Consider the following 16,500-nt stretch of genomic DNA (forward strand, 5'->3'; position numbering starts at 1 on the left):
AGCCGCATGCGGCAAATGCACAGCTTTGTCCGCGCACGCGGCGGGAGGGAGCGGTGGTCCTCATCTTGATTCAGAGGCATTTGTTGCCCGCCTTAAACGAAATTTGGAATGGCCAGGCCGCTCCATTTCGCTTCTCCTACGCATCTCGCCATCCGCCTGGTGCAACAGGAGCTATTCGTGACCGAACGCCTTCCTTCGTTTTTGACCTCCCGGCGTCGCCTATTGATCGCGACGTCCGTGATGGCGGCCGCTGCCCTGACGGGAATGGCGGGTCTGTCATCGGTTCGAAGTGCCGGCGTCTCATCGAACGGCGGTGACATCACCTTCCTTATCGACTCGCTCGGCGGCACCTGGATTCCGAACAACAGCTCCATCTCCAGCTTCCAGGGCCACATCTGGGGCCACGTGACCGACAAGCTCGTCTATGTCGATGCCGACGGCAAGGTCAGTCCCTGGATCGCCGAGAGCTGGGAGCAGAGCAGCGACGCCACCCAGTTCACCCTACACCTCAAGAAAGCTGTGACGTTCTCCGATGGCACCGCACTCGACGCATCGGCTGTCGTCGCCAATCTCGACATCTGGTACGCCGGACGGAAGAGCGAGGGCATCAACCCGGTTGGCCTCTTCCCGAAGACCTACGACCGCGCCGAGGCCGTCGATGCAACCACCGTGAAGGTCTTCTTCAAGGCGCCGACACTCGGCTTCATTCCGACCCTCGGCTATCACGGCTCGATTCTCATCTCCCCAAAGACGCTCGCGCAGCCGGCCGCCCAGCAGGCCGACCTTGGCAAGACATCCGGCAGCGGGCCGTATGTGGTCGCCTCCTGGAAGGAGGGCGACTTCGTAAAGCTGGTCAAGCGCAAGGACTACAATTGGGGTCCCGCAGCCGTCGGCCACACCGGCCCGGCCTATCTTGACTCGATCACATACAAGATCGTCTCCGAACCATCGTTGCGGGTCGCCGCCGTCCAGTCCGGCCAGGCCGATGTCGCCTACAGCCCCTCACCGCAGGAATTGAAATCGCTCAAGGATGCCGGCTTCACCACCGCAACCCCACGCTATCTCGGCTTCGTCAACGGCCTTGCGGTCAACACCAGGCTGGAGCCGTATAACGATGTGAAGGTACGACAAGCGCTCCAGGCCGGGATCGACCGGAAGGAGATCATCGACACCATCTATACGCCCGACTGGAAGCTGGCGACGTCCTTCATCCAGAGCAACGTGCCCGGTGCGACCGACCACAGCGACCTCCTGGCCTACAACCCAGGCAAGGCCGAGAAGCTGCTCGACGAAGCTGGCTGGGTCAAAGGGGCCAATGGCATCCGCACCAAGGACGGCAAGCAGCTGTCGCTCACGCTTCACTCCAACCCCTACCTTGCGACGGCGAAGTCGATCGACGAGCTCATCGCCCAGCAGCTCGGCAGGATCGGCTGGAAAGTCACCATCCGCGCCTATGACGTCGTGACGTTCGGCGAGAAGGTGCGGTTCGGCGGGCCAGCCGTGCCGGCCTACGAGGTGACCCGCAGCTTCATCGATGCCGGCACGGTCGCCAGCATCCTCACCGACGCGAACAATGGCGAGAACTGGTTCAATCTCGGCGACAGCGACAAGAAGCTCAACGAGCTACGCGACAAGATTGCCGGCGCCGCCTCTCTCGACGTTCGCAATCCGCTGCTCGATGAGTTGCAGACCTACGTCCTGGAGCAGGGCTACTTCATCCCGCGCACGCAGATCGTCCAGCGGATCTACGTGCAGTCCCCGAGGCTCAAGGGTGAGGTCTACAACGGCATCGCGTACGCCAGCTATTACACGGCCACGAAGGGCGAGTGAGGCACCATGCGAGCGAATAACGCGACGAGGGCGCCGGCATGAGCAATGCTTACCTTGCCGACGCCGCAAGGCGCCTCGCGCAGGCCTTCATCGTGATCCTGCTCGCTTACGTCCTTACGTTCGTCGTCGTCAGCATTTTGCCGGGCGACCCCATCACGAACGTCCTGCGTGATCCCCAAAACGGGTTCAGCGAGGACGAGATCAAGGCGATCATCGCCGCGCAGGGCCTGGACCAGCCGATTCCGGTTCAGCTCTGGACATCGCTGTCCCACTTCGTCATCGGCGACTTCGGCCTGTCGATGCGGTCCAGCCGGCCCGTCGCAACCCTGATCGCCGAGGTTCTTCCTTCAACCCTGATCCTCGCATCCGCCGCGTTCGCGATCGCGCTGCTGCTGGCGATGACGATCGCCTATGGTACGCAATTCATTCCGAAGCAATTGGGCCAGGGTTTGCTGCGCGGCTTCCCGTCGTTTTTCCTGTCGGTGCCCAATTTCGTCATCGGCCTGATGCTGATCCACGTGTTCGGCTTCCAGCTCGGCCTGTTCCGCGTGATCGCACCCAACAGCTTCTGGGCGACCTTCTTCGCCGCGGTCGCGCTGGGCATCCCCGTCTCCGCGCGGATCGCCGAGGTGCTGATCGCGAACCTCGACAAGGAGTCCGAGCAGGAATACGCGGCGGTCGCGCGCGGCCGCGGTCTGACGCAGATGCGTCTCTTTGCGAAACATTTGCTCAAGCCGTCTTCGCTCCCGGTCGTCACCGTGATCGCACTCGCCATCGGCGAACTTCTCGGCGGCTCGCTGATCACCGAGACGGTGTTCGGGCGCACCGGCATCGGCAGCCTGGTGCAACGCTCGGTGAGCACGCAGGATTTGCCTGTCCTGCAGGCGGTCGTTTCGCTCGCGGCAGTCGTGTTCGTGCTCGTCAATTTGATCGCGGATCTCGTCTATCCGCTGCTCGACCCGCGCGTGAAGCTGGTCGACGGTCCCGGGGTGCGTCCGACCACCGCTGACGACAGCGCGACTGCGAAATCCGCGGCGGTGACATCATGACCCTCGCCTCCTTCTCCTCTGCTTCGCGTGTCACGTCGATCGGCCGGCAGACAGCTCTTCGGGTAGCGCCGACCGTAGCGCTTTCCTTTGCGGTCATCGCGATTGTGATTGCCTGGTCTGTGGCACCAAGCTTGTTCACGGGCCATAGCCCGATCGTCGGCGTCCCCGCCGACAAGCTGCTCAGCCCCAGCACGGCGCACTGGTTCGGCACCGATCACCTCGGCCGGGATCTCTATACCCGCGTCGTCTACGGCACAGCGTCCTCGGTGACGAGCGCGCTCATCGCCGTCGTCATTGCCGCCGTAGCAGGCGGACTCATAGGCCTCCTGGCGGGCTTTCTCGGCGGCCGGGTTGACATCGTGCTCGCCCGCCTGGTCGACGTGCTGCTGGCGATCCCGAATTTCCTGCTGGCAGTCATCGTCGTCACCGCGCTCGGTTTCGACACGACGAACGCTGCCATTGCGACCGGCGTCTCGGCGGTGGCCGTGTTCGCGCGGGTGATGCGCGCGGAAGTGATCAAGACCCGACAAGCGATTTTCGTCGAGGCGGCGTTCCTGTTGGGCGGCTCACGCTGGCACATCCTGTTACGACATGTGTTGCCGAACGCGTCGCGCTCTGTACTCCCGCTCGCGGTGCTGCAATTCGGCCTTTCGATCCTGGTGATCGCGAGCCTCGCTTTCCTCGGTTACGGCGATCGGCCGCCCGCTTCCGACTGGGGCCTGCTGATCTCGATCGGCAAGGACTACCTCAAATGGCCGTGGCTGGTGTATGCGCCCGCCTTCGTGACGATCGCGACCGTCCTCTCCGTGAACAGGATCAGCCGATGGCTGCGCAAGACAGACTGACCGCCGATACACTGACGCGCGCCGAGCTCATCGCGCCGGTGCCGTTGCGCCCGCTTCCGCTGCTCCGGGTCGATGGCCTGTCGGTCTGCTACGGGCCGCACGAGGTCGTGACCAATGTGGGGTTCGAGCTCGGCCGCGGCGAGAGCCTTGCTCTCATCGGAGAGTCGGGCTCGGGCAAGTCGACGATCGCCCGCGCGGTACTGCGGCTGCTCCCCAGCGGCGGGCACGCCACCGGCCGCGTGGCCTTCGACGGTCAGGAGGTGCTGGGGATTTCCGAGCGCGGCTTCCGGCCGCTGCGGGGACGAGCCATCGGTTTCGTGCCGCAGGATCCCGCCAACTCACTCAACCCGGTGCGTGCGATCGGCGCCCAGGCGCAGGAGGCGGCCGCGCTGCTCGACGAGGCCGACAAGGCGATCCGTAAGCAGCTCATCCTGGAGACGTTCGCCGAGGTCGGTCTCGACAATCCCCGGCGGGTCTACGACTCCTACCCACACCAGCTGTCCGGCGGCATGCTCCAGCGCGTGCTGATCGGCCTTGCGATCCTGCCACGGCCAGCATTGCTGGTCGCGGACGAGCCGACCTCCGCGCTGGACGTCACGATCCAGAAGCGGATTCTCGACCTGCTCACGCGGCTGCAGCACGACCTCAAGATCAGCTTGCTTCTCATCACCCACGATCTGGCGATCGCGGCCGAGCGTGCGAACGCGCTGGTGGTGCTCAAGGACGGCGTCATTCACGAAGCCGGCCGGACCGCTTCCGTCTTCTCCTCGCCTGAGTCGGCCTACGCCAGAAAGCTGCACGCGGATGTCCCGGCGCTCAACCCTGACCGTTACGCAGCGTTGCGCGATAGGGGTTTTCATGCCATCAAGACCGGCTTCGGCGACACACCGAAGATCGACGTTGGCGCCGTCACGAAGACCTTCATCGTCGACGGCAAGACGCTGACGGCCGTCGACGACGTCTCATTCACCGTCCCGGCCGGCACCACGCACGCACTGGTCGGCGAGTCCGGCTCGGGCAAGACGACGGCGGTCCGGCTGCTGCTGGGCCTCGAGCAACCCGACACCGGGACCATCTCGGTCGCCGGCGAGCAGATCACCGGCCGCTCGCCGGAGGCGCTGCGCGCGGCGTGGCGCCACCTTCAACTCGTCTATCAAAATCCGTTCACCTCGCTCGATCCGACCTGGACAATCGAGCGGCTCGTGCGCGAGCCGCTCGACCGTTTCAGGGTCGGAACCAGCAAGGAGCGGGTCGCGCGCGTGCGCGAGGCGCTGGCCGATGTCGGGCTCGGCGGGCACCTGCTTTCGCGCAAGCCTGGAACCCTGTCAGGCGGCCAGCGCCAGCGCGTGGCTATCGCCCGGGCGCTGGTTCTCAAGCCTGATGTGATCGTGCTCGACGAGCCCACATCCGCCCTCGACGTCAGCGTCCAGGCCGACATCGTCGAAGTCCTGCTCTCGCTACAGGCCAATTTGGGCCTGACCTATGTGTTCCTCTCTCACGACCTCGCCCTGGTGCGCCAGCTCGCTCACACCGTTTCGGTGATGCACCGCGGACGCATCGTCGAACATGGGACCGTCGCCGAGATCTTCGACAATCCGCAGCAGCCCTATACGAGGTCGCTGCTGGCATCGATCCCGTCGGGTATCGCCGGCGCCGCACACCTACCGCAGGCGCGCCTTCGGCTGATGGCGACTGCGGATTGAGTGACCGCAGTAAACTTCTGCTTGCTCACTTCTCATCATCCAGCGCGAGAACGGCGAAGCTCGCGAGCCAGTGCTCTCCCATGTAATGTTTCTCTATCCCCGTTCGAGCACCTGTGCGATCTCCCAGACATGACCTGAAGGATCGGCAAAGGACGCGGTTCGCCTTCCCCAAGGGCGATCGATCGGTCCATTGAGCAGATCGACGCCGATCTCCCGAAGGGCCGTGCACACTTGGTCGACGTCGACAACCCTGATCGTCAGGAGCACGCGCGGGCCGGCGGAGGACCCCCCGACGCGCAGCGGCTCAACGAGCGGAGACGCCTGCGAAACGTCGAGAAGGTTGACCAACAGCCCACCAAATCTGAGCACGGATGAGACCTTATCCTCCCAGATGGTCTCACATGCGAAAACCCTCGTGTAGAAGGCCCGTGATGACGCGATGTCATCGACGAACAATGTGATGACTTCGACCTCGCTTGGTAAACCAATGGCCATGTCGCTCTGCTCCTCGCCGTTGCAGTGTCGACTTGCGTGAACAAGGCAAGCCGCCGGCCATCATATTTCACGATGTCAGGGCGCGGCGCAATTCCGGCGGACCATCGGCCCGGCCCAGAAGCCTCGAGCCCTAGTTGAACAAATCCGGCTCGGCCTCGGTGATCCAGTCCCACAACGGTTGAAAGCTGAAATAGCCGCCCTTGTGCGTGCCGACCTGTCGCGAGGTCAGGCTGGCGATCTCGTGAGGGACCGGCTTTGGCGTGCCGGCGGCCTCGGCGAGCAACTGGGCGCGCGCGGCATTGTCCATCGCGATGTACCACCAGGCGGCCGCCTCGATCGTCGGTCCGACCGTGAGCAGGCCGTGGTTCTGCAAGATGGCGGCCTTCTTGGACCCCAGCGCTTGCGCGATCTTGCGGCCCTCTTCCGCCTCCAGCACGACACCCGAGAACGGATCGAACAGCACGTGATCCTCGTAAAAGGCGCAGGAATCCTGCGTCAGCGGATCGAGCAGACGGCCGAGCGCCGACCAAGCCTTGCCGTAGGTCGAATGGGTGTGGGCCGCCGCGATCACCTCCGGATGCGCGGCGTGGATCGCAGAGTGAATCACGAAGCCGGCCTGGTTGATCGGCTTGTCGCCGATCAGGATGTTGCCGTCGTGGTCGACGAGTTGGAGGTCCGAGACCTTGATCTGGCTGAAATGCCTCGACAGCGGATTGATCCAGAAGCGTTCAGGGAATTCCGGATCGCGCACGGTGACGTGACCCGCCAGACCCTGATCGAAGCCGTAGCGCGAGAACAGGCGGAACGTTGCCGCGAGCCGCTGCTTGCGATGCAGACGTTCCTCCTCGAACGACGCCGCGGGCGTGCGCTCGATCAGCGAGTATTTCCTGGGCTTCTCGACGACCTTGTTCATTGCAGCGGCTCCTTTTCTAGTATTCGAGATTCCTGTCGAAGACGTCGGCCAGCGGCACGCCATGCGCATAGGCATCGAGGTTGACCAGCGTCTTGTCGGCCAGCCGCTTGACGTCCCCTCCTCCCGTCCACGACACGTGCGGGGTCAGGACGATCTTGGGATGGTCATAGATCGGGTCGTTGTCCGGCGGAGGCTCCGGATCGGTGACATCGAGCGTGGCACCGGAAATTCGCCCCTCGTCCAGCGCCTGCAACAGGGCGTTCTGATCGACGATGCGGCCGCGCGCGACATTGATCAGGTGCAGCGATCTCTTGGCGCGCGCGAGCACGGCGGCGTTGATCAGACGCGCCGTCCTGGTCGTCGCCGGCAGCGCGAGAACGAGATGATCGGAGACCTCGACGAGTTTCTCGATGCTATCGGCGGGCTCGATGCCGGGAATGACATATGGCCAGGCCGAGCGCCGCAAAACCCTGATGTTGACGCCGAACGGCTTGAGCCGCTCCACGACGGCGCGGCCGATCGCACCGAAGCCCGCGATGCCGATCGTCTTGCCGCTGAGCGAGCCCAGCGGGGTGATCTTCCATTGCTCGCGACTGCGCGGCCGGATGTCATGGATACGTTTCTCGAAGCCGAGGATCGCTGCAAGCACATATTCCGCGATCGGATCGGCCGAGATGCCACGGCCGACCGTGACCACGGGACCGTCGAGCAGCCAGGTCGGGAAGAAATCGACGCCCGTCGATGCGGTCTGGATCCAGCGCAGGCCGAACGGCCAGCCGGCAGGCTTCTCCGCAGGCGCCTTGTGCCAGCCCGCCAGCGGCCGCGTCAGCAGCACGTCCGCCTCCGGAGCCACCTCCCACGGCGCGCGATCGGCAGGATGATCGATGATCAGCGGACGCGACCAGTGATCGGCCAACGCGGCACGAATGTCCGGACCAAGCTGATTGACGATGATCGGAGATCGCACGCTGGTGGAGGCGCGCCGGCTTTCAATTCGGGGGCTGTTCATGTCACGCGTTCATGATGGCTTTGATGCGGACATGCTAGGCGCTCGGCGCAAGATAGTCTTTTCAAAGATCATCGGCATCGGGCAACAACAGGATGACGCTTCCGATCGAGGCATAAGAATTCGTCTTCTGCACGCGGCCCGCCGACGGCGCCCCGGCGCTCACGCCTTGACATCGCCGCTAGCGATCCAATCTTGAGTGGAGATCAAGGACCTGGCTCATGAAAATCCTCAACATTCTGACGCGGCGCTGCCTGCCGCTCGAAGAACTGGATGCGGCCGTCGCCTTTTACGAAACGCTGATCGGCCAGAAAGCGCGCCTTCGCTTTGACTACCCCGAGTACGACCTGAGACTGGCGCAGGTCGCATCGATCCTGCTCATCGCCGGAACCGAGCATAGCCTGAAGCGGTTCGCCGCGACGCACATGACTTTCATGGTGGAGGGCATCGAGGCTTTTGCCGCGTATCTTCCGACGGTCGGCGCGACGATTCTGGAAGCGCCGAAGCCGGTCCCGACAGGCCGCAACATGCTGGTGCGGCACCCCGACCAGACGCTGGTCGAATATGTCGAGCACAACGACAAGCATCCGGCAGACGTGCCGTCGTCGGCCTCCCGCTGATCTGACTGCCTCTATTTCTTGCCGCCGAGGCCCTCAGGCCGCTCAGCCCGCGATTGAGCCGCTGCCTCGCCGGCGCGGCGGAAGACGGTCTCCATCAGCCATTGCTCGTTGGGAAAGTGCTCCGCCCATTCATCCCAGCCGGAGTGCCTGCGATATTGTCCGAGACGTCCGGACGCCAGCACATCCTCCCTGCTGACCGAGACGCGGCGGTCGCAATCGGGTGCGACGTAGATCGCATCTGCACGGCAATAGAGCTCGCACATGAAGCAGGTCTGGCAATCCTCGACGCGCGCGAGAACCGGCAAGCCGTCGGTGCCGGGATCGAGCACATTGGCCGGGCACACCTCGATGCAGCCCCCGCAATCCGTGCAGCGCTCCGCGACGATGAGCTCGATCATGACGTCGCCTCGAGTTGACCAGGTTGGGCGCTTGCAGATGGACGATCCAGCGCGACCCAGACCTGGTCCAGTCCGCCGCTGAGCAGGCGCGCGGCCAATCGCGGATCTCGTGCGGGATAATCCTCACGACGGTGAAGTCCCCTGCTCTCATCACGCGCTGCCGCGGTCGCAACGGACCACCGCGCCGTGGCCAGCAACGCCGCTGTCTCGCGCAAGGCGATCGAGCCCGCCTGTCCGTGATTGGCCACCTCACTCCATAAATCTTCGAGTGTTTGCGAAGAGGCCGCGAGCCCTGCCCCGGTGCGGAACAAGTTCTTGTCGAACGGATGCATCTCGGCGCGCACGCGGTCCCTGGTTGCGGCCACGTCAATGTCCTGTGGCCGGCCATGCGGACGTAGCCCGGCACGTCCAAGCGGGGTGAGCTCCGCAGAACGACTCTTCATGCTGCGCGCGACGCGCGCGGCCGCGGTTCCTGCGAATACGCCGGACGACAGCGCCCACGCCGAGTTGACATTGCCGCCGCCGGAAATCGCGCCCGCGACCTTTTCGCGCGATGCATTGTCGCCTGCGACGAACAGTCCCGGCACCGACGTAGCGCCGTTCACATCATGGACGCGCACACCGCCAATACCGCGGATTGTGCCGTCGTTGTGCAGGGTGACTTCGAACCGGTCGCGGTAGGGATCGATGCCCCAGCGGTCGAACACCAGCGGCACGTTCGGCGAGATCGTATGCAACCGCGCCTTGACGTCATCAGGCAGACGCTGCAGCGTGCAATAGACCGGGCCGCGCTGGAGCGCGCGGGCCAGGCGGACGGTCTGGTCGGGGCCGAAGGGAAGATCGAGCTCGCCCCCGTCGGCGTCGTAATAAGTCGCGAACGCATAGGCCATGCTTCGCGTCATCGTCGAATGCGCCGGCGCAATGGTGTAGGCCGCAGTGAACTCCATGCCGGACATCTCGGCGCCGGCCTCCGCCGCGATGAGATAGCCGTCGCCCGTGTTGGTTCGCGATCCCAGCAGATGGGACAGGAAGCTGGTCCCGCCGGCCGCGAGCACCACAGCCCCTGCCTCGACCCGATAAGCGCGGCTGCCATCCTGCCGACGCTGGCCACGGGCACCGCCGATCGAGCCGTCGCATCGTGCCAAAAGTTCAAGAACGGGCGATTGATCGAGGATCGTGACGCCGTAGCTCAGCACCTGCTGCCGCAGGGCGCGCATGTATTCGGGCCCGCGCACGGCGCGGTAGTTCACCCGCCCTTCGTCATCGGTCCCGAACTTATAATAGCGCGCGAGGGTCGGCAGCGTGCGCCAAGTCTGGTCGAGGATGCGATACATCCAGTCTGCTTCGCCAAGACCGAGGCCGGCGGCGATACGATTCGCGACGGCCGCGTCTCGCGCCGCGGCAGGATCCGGCGGCACCCACCAATGGCCGGGCCCCGCGGCAGCCGTGACGCCGCTGGTGCCGCAATAACCCTTGTCGGCCAGCACGACTTTCGCCCCGGCCTGCGCGGCGGATGTCGCGGCCCAGGCCCCCGCCATGCCGCCACCGACAACCAACACGTCGGCCGTTATCGACAACTGTTCTGGAAAAGCGGCCAATTTGCTCAACCGGGTCCGGGTTTCACGCCGCCTTGCGTGTACCAGCGCCGGCGTCGGCCTGTGCCAGCGCCTGACCGAGATCCGCGAGGATATCGTCGGGATGCTCAATCCCGACCGACAGGCGGACGTAGCCGGGCGTGACGCCGGCGGCGAGTTGCTCAGCGGCAGTCAGCTGCTGATGCGTCGTTGAGGCCGGATGAATGGCCAGCGAGCGGGCGTCGCCGATATTGGCAACGTGATAGAATAGCTTGAGCGCATCGATGAATCGCCGGCCGGCTTCGACGCCCCCTTTCAGCTCGAAGCCGACCAGCCCGCCAAAGCCGCCCTTCAGATAGGCGTCCGCCCTGCGCCGGTTCTCCCCGCTTTGCAGTCCGGGGAAGATCACGTTCGAAACCAAGGCGTGCCTGGCGAGGAAGTTCGCGACCTTGACCGCATTCTCGTTGTGCTGCCGGATGCGCAGCGGCAGGGTTTCGAGACCCTGAATGAACTGAAAAGCATTTTGTGGCGCGATCGACGCGCCCAGATCCCGCAACAGCTTGACGCGAGCCCGCAGGATGTAGGCGATCGGACCGAGCGGCTTCGCGGCCTCAGTCCAGATCGCGCCGTGATAGGCCTCGTCGGGCTTATTCAGAAGCGGGAAGCGGTCCGCATGTGCCGCCCAGTCGAAATTGCCGCCATCGACGATGGCGCCACCGATCGCGGTGCCATGGCCACCGATATATTTGGTCGTGGAATAGACAATCACGGCAGCGCCGTGCTCAAACGGTCGCGCGATCAGGGGCGACGCCGTGTTGTCCAGGATGAGCGAAACGCCGAGCGAGCGGCCGATATCCGCGACTTCCTTGATCGGAAAGACATTCAGCTTCGGGTTTGGGAGCGTCTCGCCGAAATAGGCTCGCGTCTTTGCGTCCGTGGCCCGACGAAAATTCTCGGGATCGGAAGGATCGACAAAGCGGACCTCGATGCCGAACTGCTTCAAAGTCTGCGACAGCAACGTCCAGGTACCGCCGTAAAGATCAGTGGAGGACACGATGTTGTCGCCGGCCTGGGCAATGTTGAAGATCGCGAAGGCGGAAGCCGTCTGCCCGGAGGCAACTGCGAGGGCGGCCGCCCCGCCCTCAAGTGCGGCAAGCCGATCCTCAAAGGCCTGCTGGGTCGGATTTCCTATACGGGTGTAGATCGGACCAAGCTGCTCGAGCGCAAACAGGCGCGAGGCGTGATCCGTGCTTTCGAACTGGAATGATGTGGTCTGGTAGATCGGAACCGCCACCGCACCGGTGGCGGGGTCGGTGCGGTACGATCCGCCATGCAACGCCAGCGTCTCGAAGTTCCGGGTCTCCAACGCCATCTGCAATTCCCTTTCGATCTCCAGAGCGCGCGTCGCGCGCGGCAAGCCGTGCTTGTCGACGAAGATGATGCGGTTGGATTCTTCGGCTGTCGAGCGTGTCAGAAAAATAGCGATGCGCGTCCTGTATCAACGCCGCTTCGTAACGCGTTTCTTTCCACGCCTCCGCTGAATTGGAAAAAAACTCGCCCACGCAAAATGCTAAAAATGGTCGGGCGCACGAGATGTTCTTCGCAATTGACGATCGGACTAGACCATGACGAGACCGCGCGAGCTGCGCGTCAACGCTTTCAACATGACTGCGCCGAGCCACAACTGGGCCGGCCTATGGTCTCATCCGCGCGGCGAGCACGAGATCAACGGCACGCCGCTGCCCGCGAAGAGCTTCTTCTGAGAGCGAACAGGCCGATCCACGGCGTCCGATGCGAGGAGCGACAGATGGGAAAGTCCGACATTCATCTGGTCAGCGGCGATGACGAGGTCGAGAACCAGTTTCGAGCCGTGATGCGGCGCCTGGCCGGCGGCGTCACCATCATCACGGCCGGCTGCGACGAGGACATCACCGGCATGACGGTGACGTCCCTGACGTCGCTCAGCGCCAGTCCGCCGCGGCTGCTGGTCAGCGTCAACCAGCAGGCCTCGTCCTTCGCTCGAATAGCGCGTTACGGCGTATTCGGCGTCAACGTTCTTGGATCTGACCAGCAGGCTCTTGCCGGGCGTTTCAGCGACGGCAGCTTGAAGGGCCACGAGCGCTTCGACGGGATCCGATGGTCCGCGGGGGCGGCCGGCGTGCCGCTGCTTGGCGACACCCTCGCAACCATCGAATGCAAGGTCGAGGAAATCATCGAGCGGCACTCGCATGGCATCATTATCGGCAGTCTGTTGAGCTTCGAGCTATCCCGCGAGCTGTCGGGCCTGGTGTACTGGAACGGCCAGTACATCAGGATCACACATGATTTCGACCTTGACCTCCTCGCCGAAATCAGCATTCCGTTGGCCCATGTCAGATAACCCTCCGGAATCGCCCAGCGGCGGGCGCTGGCAGCTTGACAGGATTGTCGCCGAGCTTCGCCTCTCGCGCGAAGAAACGCACAGCATCAGGCGCGACGGAGAGGCGCGGCGCGCGCCCTCGCGCGAGGCGCTTCAGGCCATTCTGGATGGCCTCACCGAGGCGCTGTTTCCGAGGCATTACGGTCAGTTCGACCTCGACGGCGAGAATATCGACTACTTCGTCGGCAATCGCCTGAGTATCGCCCTCGACGGGCTTTGCGACCAGATCCACCGCGGCGCGCGATTCGTCGGCGACGAGCTGATCCCGGGCTACCGGCGCGAGGACGCGGTCGCGCTGACGCGGCAGTTCGGCGAGCGCCTGCCCGTGGTGCGCGGCCTGCTGATCTCCGATTTGAGAGCCGCCTTCGTCGGCGATCCCGCAGCCAGGAATTTTCCGGAGATCCTGATCGGATATCCGGGCATGACGGCGATCATCCATCACCGGCTGGCACATATCCTTGATGGGCTCAATGCGCGCTTGATCGCCCGGCTTGTCGCGGAGATCGCTCATACCAGAACCGGGATCGACATTCATCCCGGCGCCAGCATCGGATCCGGCTTCTTCATCGATCACGGCACCGGCGTGGTGATCGGTGAGACCGCGATCATCGGCGACAATGTCCGTATCTATCAGGCCGTGACGCTCGGCGCGCGCCACTTTCCGACCAACGATGATGGCCATCTGATCAAGGGCGATGCACGGCATCCGATCGTCGAGGACGACGTCGTGATTTATGCCGGTGCAACCATCCTCGGCCGGATCACGATCGGCCGGGGCGCGACGATCGGCGGCAACGTCTGGGTCACCCAGGACGTGCCGCCGAACAGCATCGTGACGCAGGCCACCGCCCGCAACAAGCAGGGTTAGGCGGCCGGCGCCTTCCAGCGCATCAGGCGGCGTTCCAGCGCCTCGATGATCGCGTTGAAGACGAGGCCGATCACGGTAATCCCCAGGATGCCAAAATACATCTGTGGGATCAGAAAGCTGTACTGGCTGTTGATGATGAGATAGCCGAGCCCGGATTTCGCGCCGACCATCTCGGATGCGACCAGCACCAGCATCGCGGAGGCGCTCGCCAACCGTATACCGACGAAGATCGTCGGCAGCGACGCCGGCAGGATCACTTTGCGAAACAGCTGGCTTGGCGTAGCCCCCATCGTCCGTGCGGACTTAATCAAGAGCGGATCAACCTGACGCACGGCCGCGATTGTATTGAGCAGCAGCGGCCATGCGCAGCTATAGACCACCATGGTGACCTTCGAGAGCTCGCCAATCCCGAGCAGCAGGATGAAGACCGGCAGCAACGCCAGCGGGGCCGTGTTGCGCGCAATCTCGATGATCTGGTTCAGGAAGTCGCCGAGCCGGGCGTACCACCCGGTGACCAACCCGAGCGGCACGACCAGGACGACTGCGATCAGGAAGCCGCTGAGCGCTCGTAGCATGCTTGCGGCAACATCGTCGTAAAGCTCTCCCGTCTGAGCAAGCTGCCAGCCGGCCGCGATCACCTCCGAGAACGGGGGCAGGAACGTCACATCCACCAGCCCGAGCCGCGGAACGATCTCCCATGTCGCCAAAAACAACAGCACCAACAGAGAGCGCTGCCCAATGGCGCCGAACCCTTTCACGAGGCTCCCCGTCGCCGCGGAGAGCGCGCCAGCGCGTTGCCTAGCCCGATCCTTCGGGCTCCCCTCGGCGAGCTCCAGCAGCGTCAGGATCTCCAGATTAGACATGAGCCACCTCCTTCGTCTTTGCGGCAAGCTCGCCTTCAGCTGCAATTACCTGAGCCCCTTGCGCCTTCAGCACCTCGTCGCGCAGCAAGGACCACACCGCGTGCCTGACATGCCCGAACTGCGGCAGTGACCGGACGTCTTCGGTCTCGCTGTGCAGCTCATCGGGAATGTCGACGATCTGCTTGATGCGGCCGGGACGCGAGGTCATCACCGCCACGCGCTGGCCGAGCACGACGGCCTCATCGATGCCGTGCGTGATGAACAGGATGGTCTTCCCGGTGCTGCGCCAGATCCGCAGCAGCTCGCCCTGAAGCGTCTCGCGCGTCTGTGCGTCCAGCGCCGCAAAGGGCTCGTCCATCAGCAGCACCTCGGGGTCGTAGGCGAGACTGCGCGCGATCGCGACGCGTTGCTTCATGCCGCCGGAGAGCTCGTGCGGATAACGGTCGGCAAAGCCGGACAGTCCGACCAGATCGAGGTAGTGCAACGCCTTCTCCCGCCGCTCCCTGGCTTTCAGGCCGGCAATGTCGAGCCCGAATTCGACGTTCTGCGCGGCCGTGCGCCAGGGGAACAGCGCGTATTGCTGGAATACAATACCGCGATCGCGCGCAGCTCCTTCGATGACCTTGCCGTCGAGGAGGATACGCCCGCTACTCGGCGCCGTCAGGCCACCGAGCAGGTCCAACAGGGTTGACTTGCCGCACCCGCTCGGCCCCACCAGGGCAAGGAATTCGCCGGTCCGAACATCCAGCGTAATGTCGTCCAGCGCGGTGAAGCGTTGCGCTGGCCCACCATCCTTGCCGCGCACCAAAAACTCCTTGCAGACGTGCTCGAAGCGGATCTTGGCCCTCGTCATTTGGCCTCCGCGGTCTTGCCCGGGCGGAAATAATTGAACTCGTTGGTATAGAGGTCCGACGGCTTGAACTGGTCCTGCTTCAACAAGCCATCCTTGACCAGCCAGTCGATCCACACCTGCAGCTCGGCGTCGCTGATCACTCCGCCTCTGGTCGCTATGCCCGTGCTCTTCCAGTATTTGATCGGCGTGGCGTCCTCGTTGCGCTTTCGCTCGGCGATGATGCGTTCGAAGCGGGCCCGGACCTCCTCAGGCGGGGTGGTCTGCGCCCAGGCAATGGCCCGCGAGACGCCTTCGATCAACGCCCGGGAGGTGTTGGGATTGTCCTTGATGAATTTGTCCCGGAGCACGTAAGATCCCCCGGTGAAGTTTCCGAAGATGTCCGTATCCGCAAACAGCCTGCGGATGCCGCCGCGTTCGAGTGCCTTGTCGCGCAACACGCCATTGAGCGTGCTGACCTCGACCTGTCCCTGTCGCAATGCCTGCTCGCCGGTGACGGGCGGAATCGCGACCAGCGTCACCTGCTTTGCCTCCGCCGGCGTCAAACCGTTGCGGGAGAGATATTCGCGCAGCACGAACTCGAGATGCGCCCCTAACGTGTTGACAGCGACCTTCTTGCCGATCAGGTCCCGAGCGGTCCTGATCGGGCTGTCCTCCTTCACGTAATAGCCGTTATAGGTGTTGTCGTCCGATCCGTAGTAGCCGACCACGGCCTTGATCGGCGCCTTGGCCGCGATCAGCTTGATGATCGCGCCATAGAAAGCGCCGCCGATGTCGATGTCACCGGTGACGACAGTCTGGATGTCCTGCGGACCGCTGATGGTGCTGCCGACCCATTTCAGCTTCAGCGGCGCGAGATAGCCGAGGTCATCGGCCAGCTCGATGAACGTCACCTGGCCAGCCCAGCCCTGGTAGCGGATTTCGGTCTTTTCGAGCTGCGGCTCGGCCATGGCTTGGCCAACCAGGCCGGCCAGCGCGATGCTAGCGAGAGCAAGCTGGCGGCCTCTTGCGCGCAGGCCCGCAACCAGACGGCGCAATGTGGAGATAGCGATTATCATTCTCATAAC

Annotated in this window: 17 protein-coding genes; 8 read left to right on the plus strand and 9 right to left on the minus strand. The window is 64.0% G+C overall.

The genetic code is table 11. The annotated features are described in order from the left end of the window. The first annotated feature begins 177 nt into the window (after nt 1-177). Genes ABID58_RS27560 through ABID58_RS27575 form a run of 4 tightly spaced genes read left to right on the plus strand, consistent with a single transcriptional unit; the run spans nt 178 to nt 5,427 of the window. Nucleotides 178-1,830, plus strand: a complete 1,653-nt coding sequence (locus ABID58_RS27560) for an ABC transporter substrate-binding protein (protein WP_354035931.1) — start codon at nt 178-180, stop codon at nt 1,828-1,830. 38 nt (nt 1,831-1,868) lie between these two features. Next, nucleotides 1,869-2,879 carry an ABC transporter permease gene (locus ABID58_RS27565; protein WP_354035932.1) on the plus strand — a complete coding sequence of 337 codons (1,011 nt, stop codon included), beginning with the start codon at nt 1,869-1,871 and terminating at the stop codon, nt 2,877-2,879. Then, the gene (locus tag ABID58_RS27570; protein WP_354035934.1) at nt 2,876-3,724 is read left to right on the plus strand and encodes an ABC transporter permease; all 849 of its coding nucleotides are present in this window, start codon (nt 2,876-2,878) and stop codon (nt 3,722-3,724) included. The genes ABID58_RS27565 and ABID58_RS27570 overlap by 4 nt, the downstream gene beginning before the upstream one ends. Beyond that, nucleotides 3,703-5,427 (plus strand): ABC transporter ATP-binding protein, encoded by a 1,725-nt coding sequence (locus ABID58_RS27575; RefSeq protein ID WP_354035936.1) that lies wholly within the window; start codon nt 3,703-3,705, stop codon nt 5,425-5,427. Before ABID58_RS27570 ends, ABID58_RS27575 begins: the two co-directional genes overlap by 22 nt. Nucleotides 5,428-5,520: 93 nt before the next feature. Here the strand turns inward: ABID58_RS27575 and ABID58_RS27580 are convergent, their stop codons facing one another. The 3 genes from ABID58_RS27580 to ABID58_RS27590 form a co-directional block, all read right to left on the minus strand. Further along, the gene (locus ABID58_RS27580) at nt 5,521-5,922 is read right to left on the minus strand and encodes a VOC family protein (protein ID WP_354035938.1); all 402 of its coding nucleotides are present in this window, start codon (nt 5,920-5,922) and stop codon (nt 5,521-5,523) included. Nucleotides 5,923-6,052: 130 nt separating this feature from the next. Then, complete coding sequence (locus ABID58_RS27585) at nt 6,053-6,835, minus strand: class II aldolase/adducin family protein (protein ID WP_354035940.1); 783 nt, start codon at nt 6,833-6,835, stop codon at nt 6,053-6,055. Between the two features lie 16 nt (nt 6,836-6,851). Next, entirely contained in the window at nt 6,852-7,844 is a 993-nt protein-coding gene (locus ABID58_RS27590; RefSeq protein ID WP_354035942.1) for an NAD(P)-dependent oxidoreductase, read from the minus strand. Between the two features lie 218 nt (nt 7,845-8,062). On the opposite strand from ABID58_RS27590, the gene ABID58_RS27595 reads away from it, so the two are divergent. After that, on the plus strand, nt 8,063-8,461 hold the full coding sequence (locus ABID58_RS27595; protein WP_354035944.1) for a VOC family protein: 399 nt from the start codon (nt 8,063-8,065) through the stop codon (nt 8,459-8,461). A gap of 11 nt (nt 8,462-8,472) precedes the next feature. Here the strand turns inward: ABID58_RS27595 and ABID58_RS27600 are convergent, their stop codons facing one another. The 3 genes from ABID58_RS27600 to ABID58_RS27610 all read right to left on the minus strand — a co-directional run bounded on the left by ABID58_RS27600 (nt 8,473) and on the right by ABID58_RS27610 (nt 11,805). Next, nucleotides 8,473-8,859: a 4Fe-4S dicluster domain-containing protein gene (locus ABID58_RS27600; RefSeq protein WP_354035946.1), complete on the minus strand. Its 387-nt coding sequence runs from the start codon at nt 8,857-8,859 to the stop codon at nt 8,473-8,475. After that, the gene (locus ABID58_RS27605) at nt 8,856-10,418 is read right to left on the minus strand and encodes an FAD-binding protein (protein ID WP_354035948.1); all 1,563 of its coding nucleotides are present in this window, start codon (nt 10,416-10,418) and stop codon (nt 8,856-8,858) included. The genes ABID58_RS27600 and ABID58_RS27605 overlap by 4 nt, the downstream gene beginning before the upstream one ends. Before the next feature lie 61 nt (nt 10,419-10,479). Next, complete coding sequence (locus ABID58_RS27610) at nt 10,480-11,805, minus strand: O-acetylhomoserine aminocarboxypropyltransferase/cysteine synthase family protein (RefSeq protein ID WP_354035950.1); 1,326 nt, start codon at nt 11,803-11,805, stop codon at nt 10,480-10,482. Between the two features lie 253 nt (nt 11,806-12,058). On the opposite strand from ABID58_RS27610, the gene ABID58_RS27615 reads away from it, so the two are divergent. From ABID58_RS27615 to epsC, 3 genes are read left to right on the plus strand one after another with little or no spacing between them, the layout of a single operon-like run. Next, entirely contained in the window at nt 12,059-12,196 is a 138-nt protein-coding gene (locus ABID58_RS27615; protein ID WP_354035952.1) for a hypothetical protein, read from the plus strand. Nucleotides 12,197-12,240: 44 nt separating this feature from the next. Further along, entirely contained in the window at nt 12,241-12,813 is a 573-nt protein-coding gene (locus ABID58_RS27620) for a flavin reductase family protein (protein ID WP_354035954.1), read from the plus strand. Beyond that, nucleotides 12,803-13,720 carry a serine O-acetyltransferase EpsC gene (epsC, locus tag ABID58_RS27625; protein ID WP_354035956.1) on the plus strand — a complete coding sequence of 306 codons (918 nt, stop codon included), beginning with the start codon at nt 12,803-12,805 and terminating at the stop codon, nt 13,718-13,720. The genes ABID58_RS27620 and epsC overlap by 11 nt, the downstream gene beginning before the upstream one ends. Here the strand turns inward: epsC and ABID58_RS27630 are convergent. Genes ABID58_RS27630 through ABID58_RS27640 form a run of 3 tightly spaced genes read right to left on the minus strand, consistent with a single transcriptional unit; the run spans nt 13,717 to nt 16,491 of the window. After that, nucleotides 13,717-14,583, minus strand: a complete 867-nt coding sequence (locus ABID58_RS27630; RefSeq protein WP_354035958.1) for an ABC transporter permease — start codon at nt 14,581-14,583, stop codon at nt 13,717-13,719. The genes epsC and ABID58_RS27630 overlap by 4 nt on opposite strands. Beyond that, nucleotides 14,576-15,436 (minus strand): ABC transporter ATP-binding protein, encoded by an 861-nt coding sequence (locus ABID58_RS27635; RefSeq protein ID WP_354035960.1) that lies wholly within the window; start codon nt 15,434-15,436, stop codon nt 14,576-14,578. Before ABID58_RS27635 ends, ABID58_RS27630 begins: the two co-directional genes overlap by 8 nt. Then, nucleotides 15,433-16,491: an ABC transporter substrate-binding protein gene (locus ABID58_RS27640; RefSeq protein WP_354035962.1), complete on the minus strand. Its 1,059-nt coding sequence runs from the start codon at nt 16,489-16,491 to the stop codon at nt 15,433-15,435. The genes ABID58_RS27635 and ABID58_RS27640 overlap by 4 nt, the downstream gene beginning before the upstream one ends. Between the last annotated feature and the right edge of the window lie 9 nt (nt 16,492-16,500).

Origin of the sequence: Bradyrhizobium sp. S3.2.6 (genome assembly GCF_040546885.1) — a bacterium.
Lineage (GTDB): Bacteria > Pseudomonadota > Alphaproteobacteria > Rhizobiales > Xanthobacteraceae > Bradyrhizobium > Bradyrhizobium cytisi.

What these genes read in the sequence shown, in the direction of transcription:
- ABID58_RS27565 (WP_354035932.1), top strand. Translation starts at nt 1,869, where the DNA reads ATGAGCAATGCTTACCTTGCCGACGCCGCAAGGCGCCTCGCGCAGGCC.
- ABID58_RS27570 (WP_354035934.1), top strand. Translation starts at nt 2,876, where the DNA reads ATGACCCTCGCCTCCTTCTCCTCTGCTTCGCGTGTCACGTCGATCGGC.
- ABID58_RS27575 (WP_354035936.1), top strand. Translation starts at nt 3,703, where the DNA reads ATGGCTGCGCAAGACAGACTGACCGCCGATACACTGACGCGCGCCGAG.
- ABID58_RS27580 (WP_354035938.1), bottom strand. Translation starts at nt 5,922, where the DNA reads ATGGCCATTGGTTTACCAAGCGAGGTCGAAGTCATCACATTGTTCGTC.
- ABID58_RS27585 (WP_354035940.1), bottom strand. Translation starts at nt 6,835, where the DNA reads ATGAACAAGGTCGTCGAGAAGCCCAGGAAATACTCGCTGATCGAGCGC.
- ABID58_RS27590 (WP_354035942.1), bottom strand. Translation starts at nt 7,844, where the DNA reads ATGAACAGCCCCCGAATTGAAAGCCGGCGCGCCTCCACCAGCGTGCGA.
- ABID58_RS27595 (WP_354035944.1), top strand. Translation starts at nt 8,063, where the DNA reads ATGAAAATCCTCAACATTCTGACGCGGCGCTGCCTGCCGCTCGAAGAA.
- ABID58_RS27600 (WP_354035946.1), bottom strand. Translation starts at nt 8,859, where the DNA reads ATGATCGAGCTCATCGTCGCGGAGCGCTGCACGGATTGCGGGGGCTGC.
- ABID58_RS27610 (WP_354035950.1), bottom strand. Translation starts at nt 11,805, where the DNA reads ATGGCGTTGGAGACCCGGAACTTCGAGACGCTGGCGTTGCATGGCGGA.
- ABID58_RS27615 (WP_354035952.1), top strand. Translation starts at nt 12,059, where the DNA reads ATGACGAGACCGCGCGAGCTGCGCGTCAACGCTTTCAACATGACTGCG.
- ABID58_RS27620 (WP_354035954.1), top strand. Translation starts at nt 12,241, where the DNA reads ATGGGAAAGTCCGACATTCATCTGGTCAGCGGCGATGACGAGGTCGAG.
- epsC (WP_354035956.1), top strand. Translation starts at nt 12,803, where the DNA reads ATGTCAGATAACCCTCCGGAATCGCCCAGCGGCGGGCGCTGGCAGCTT.
- ABID58_RS27630 (WP_354035958.1), bottom strand. Translation starts at nt 14,583, where the DNA reads ATGTCTAATCTGGAGATCCTGACGCTGCTGGAGCTCGCCGAGGGGAGC.
- ABID58_RS27635 (WP_354035960.1), bottom strand. Translation starts at nt 15,436, where the DNA reads ATGACGAGGGCCAAGATCCGCTTCGAGCACGTCTGCAAGGAGTTTTTG.
- ABID58_RS27640 (WP_354035962.1), bottom strand. Translation starts at nt 16,491, where the DNA reads ATGATAATCGCTATCTCCACATTGCGCCGTCTGGTTGCGGGCCTGCGC.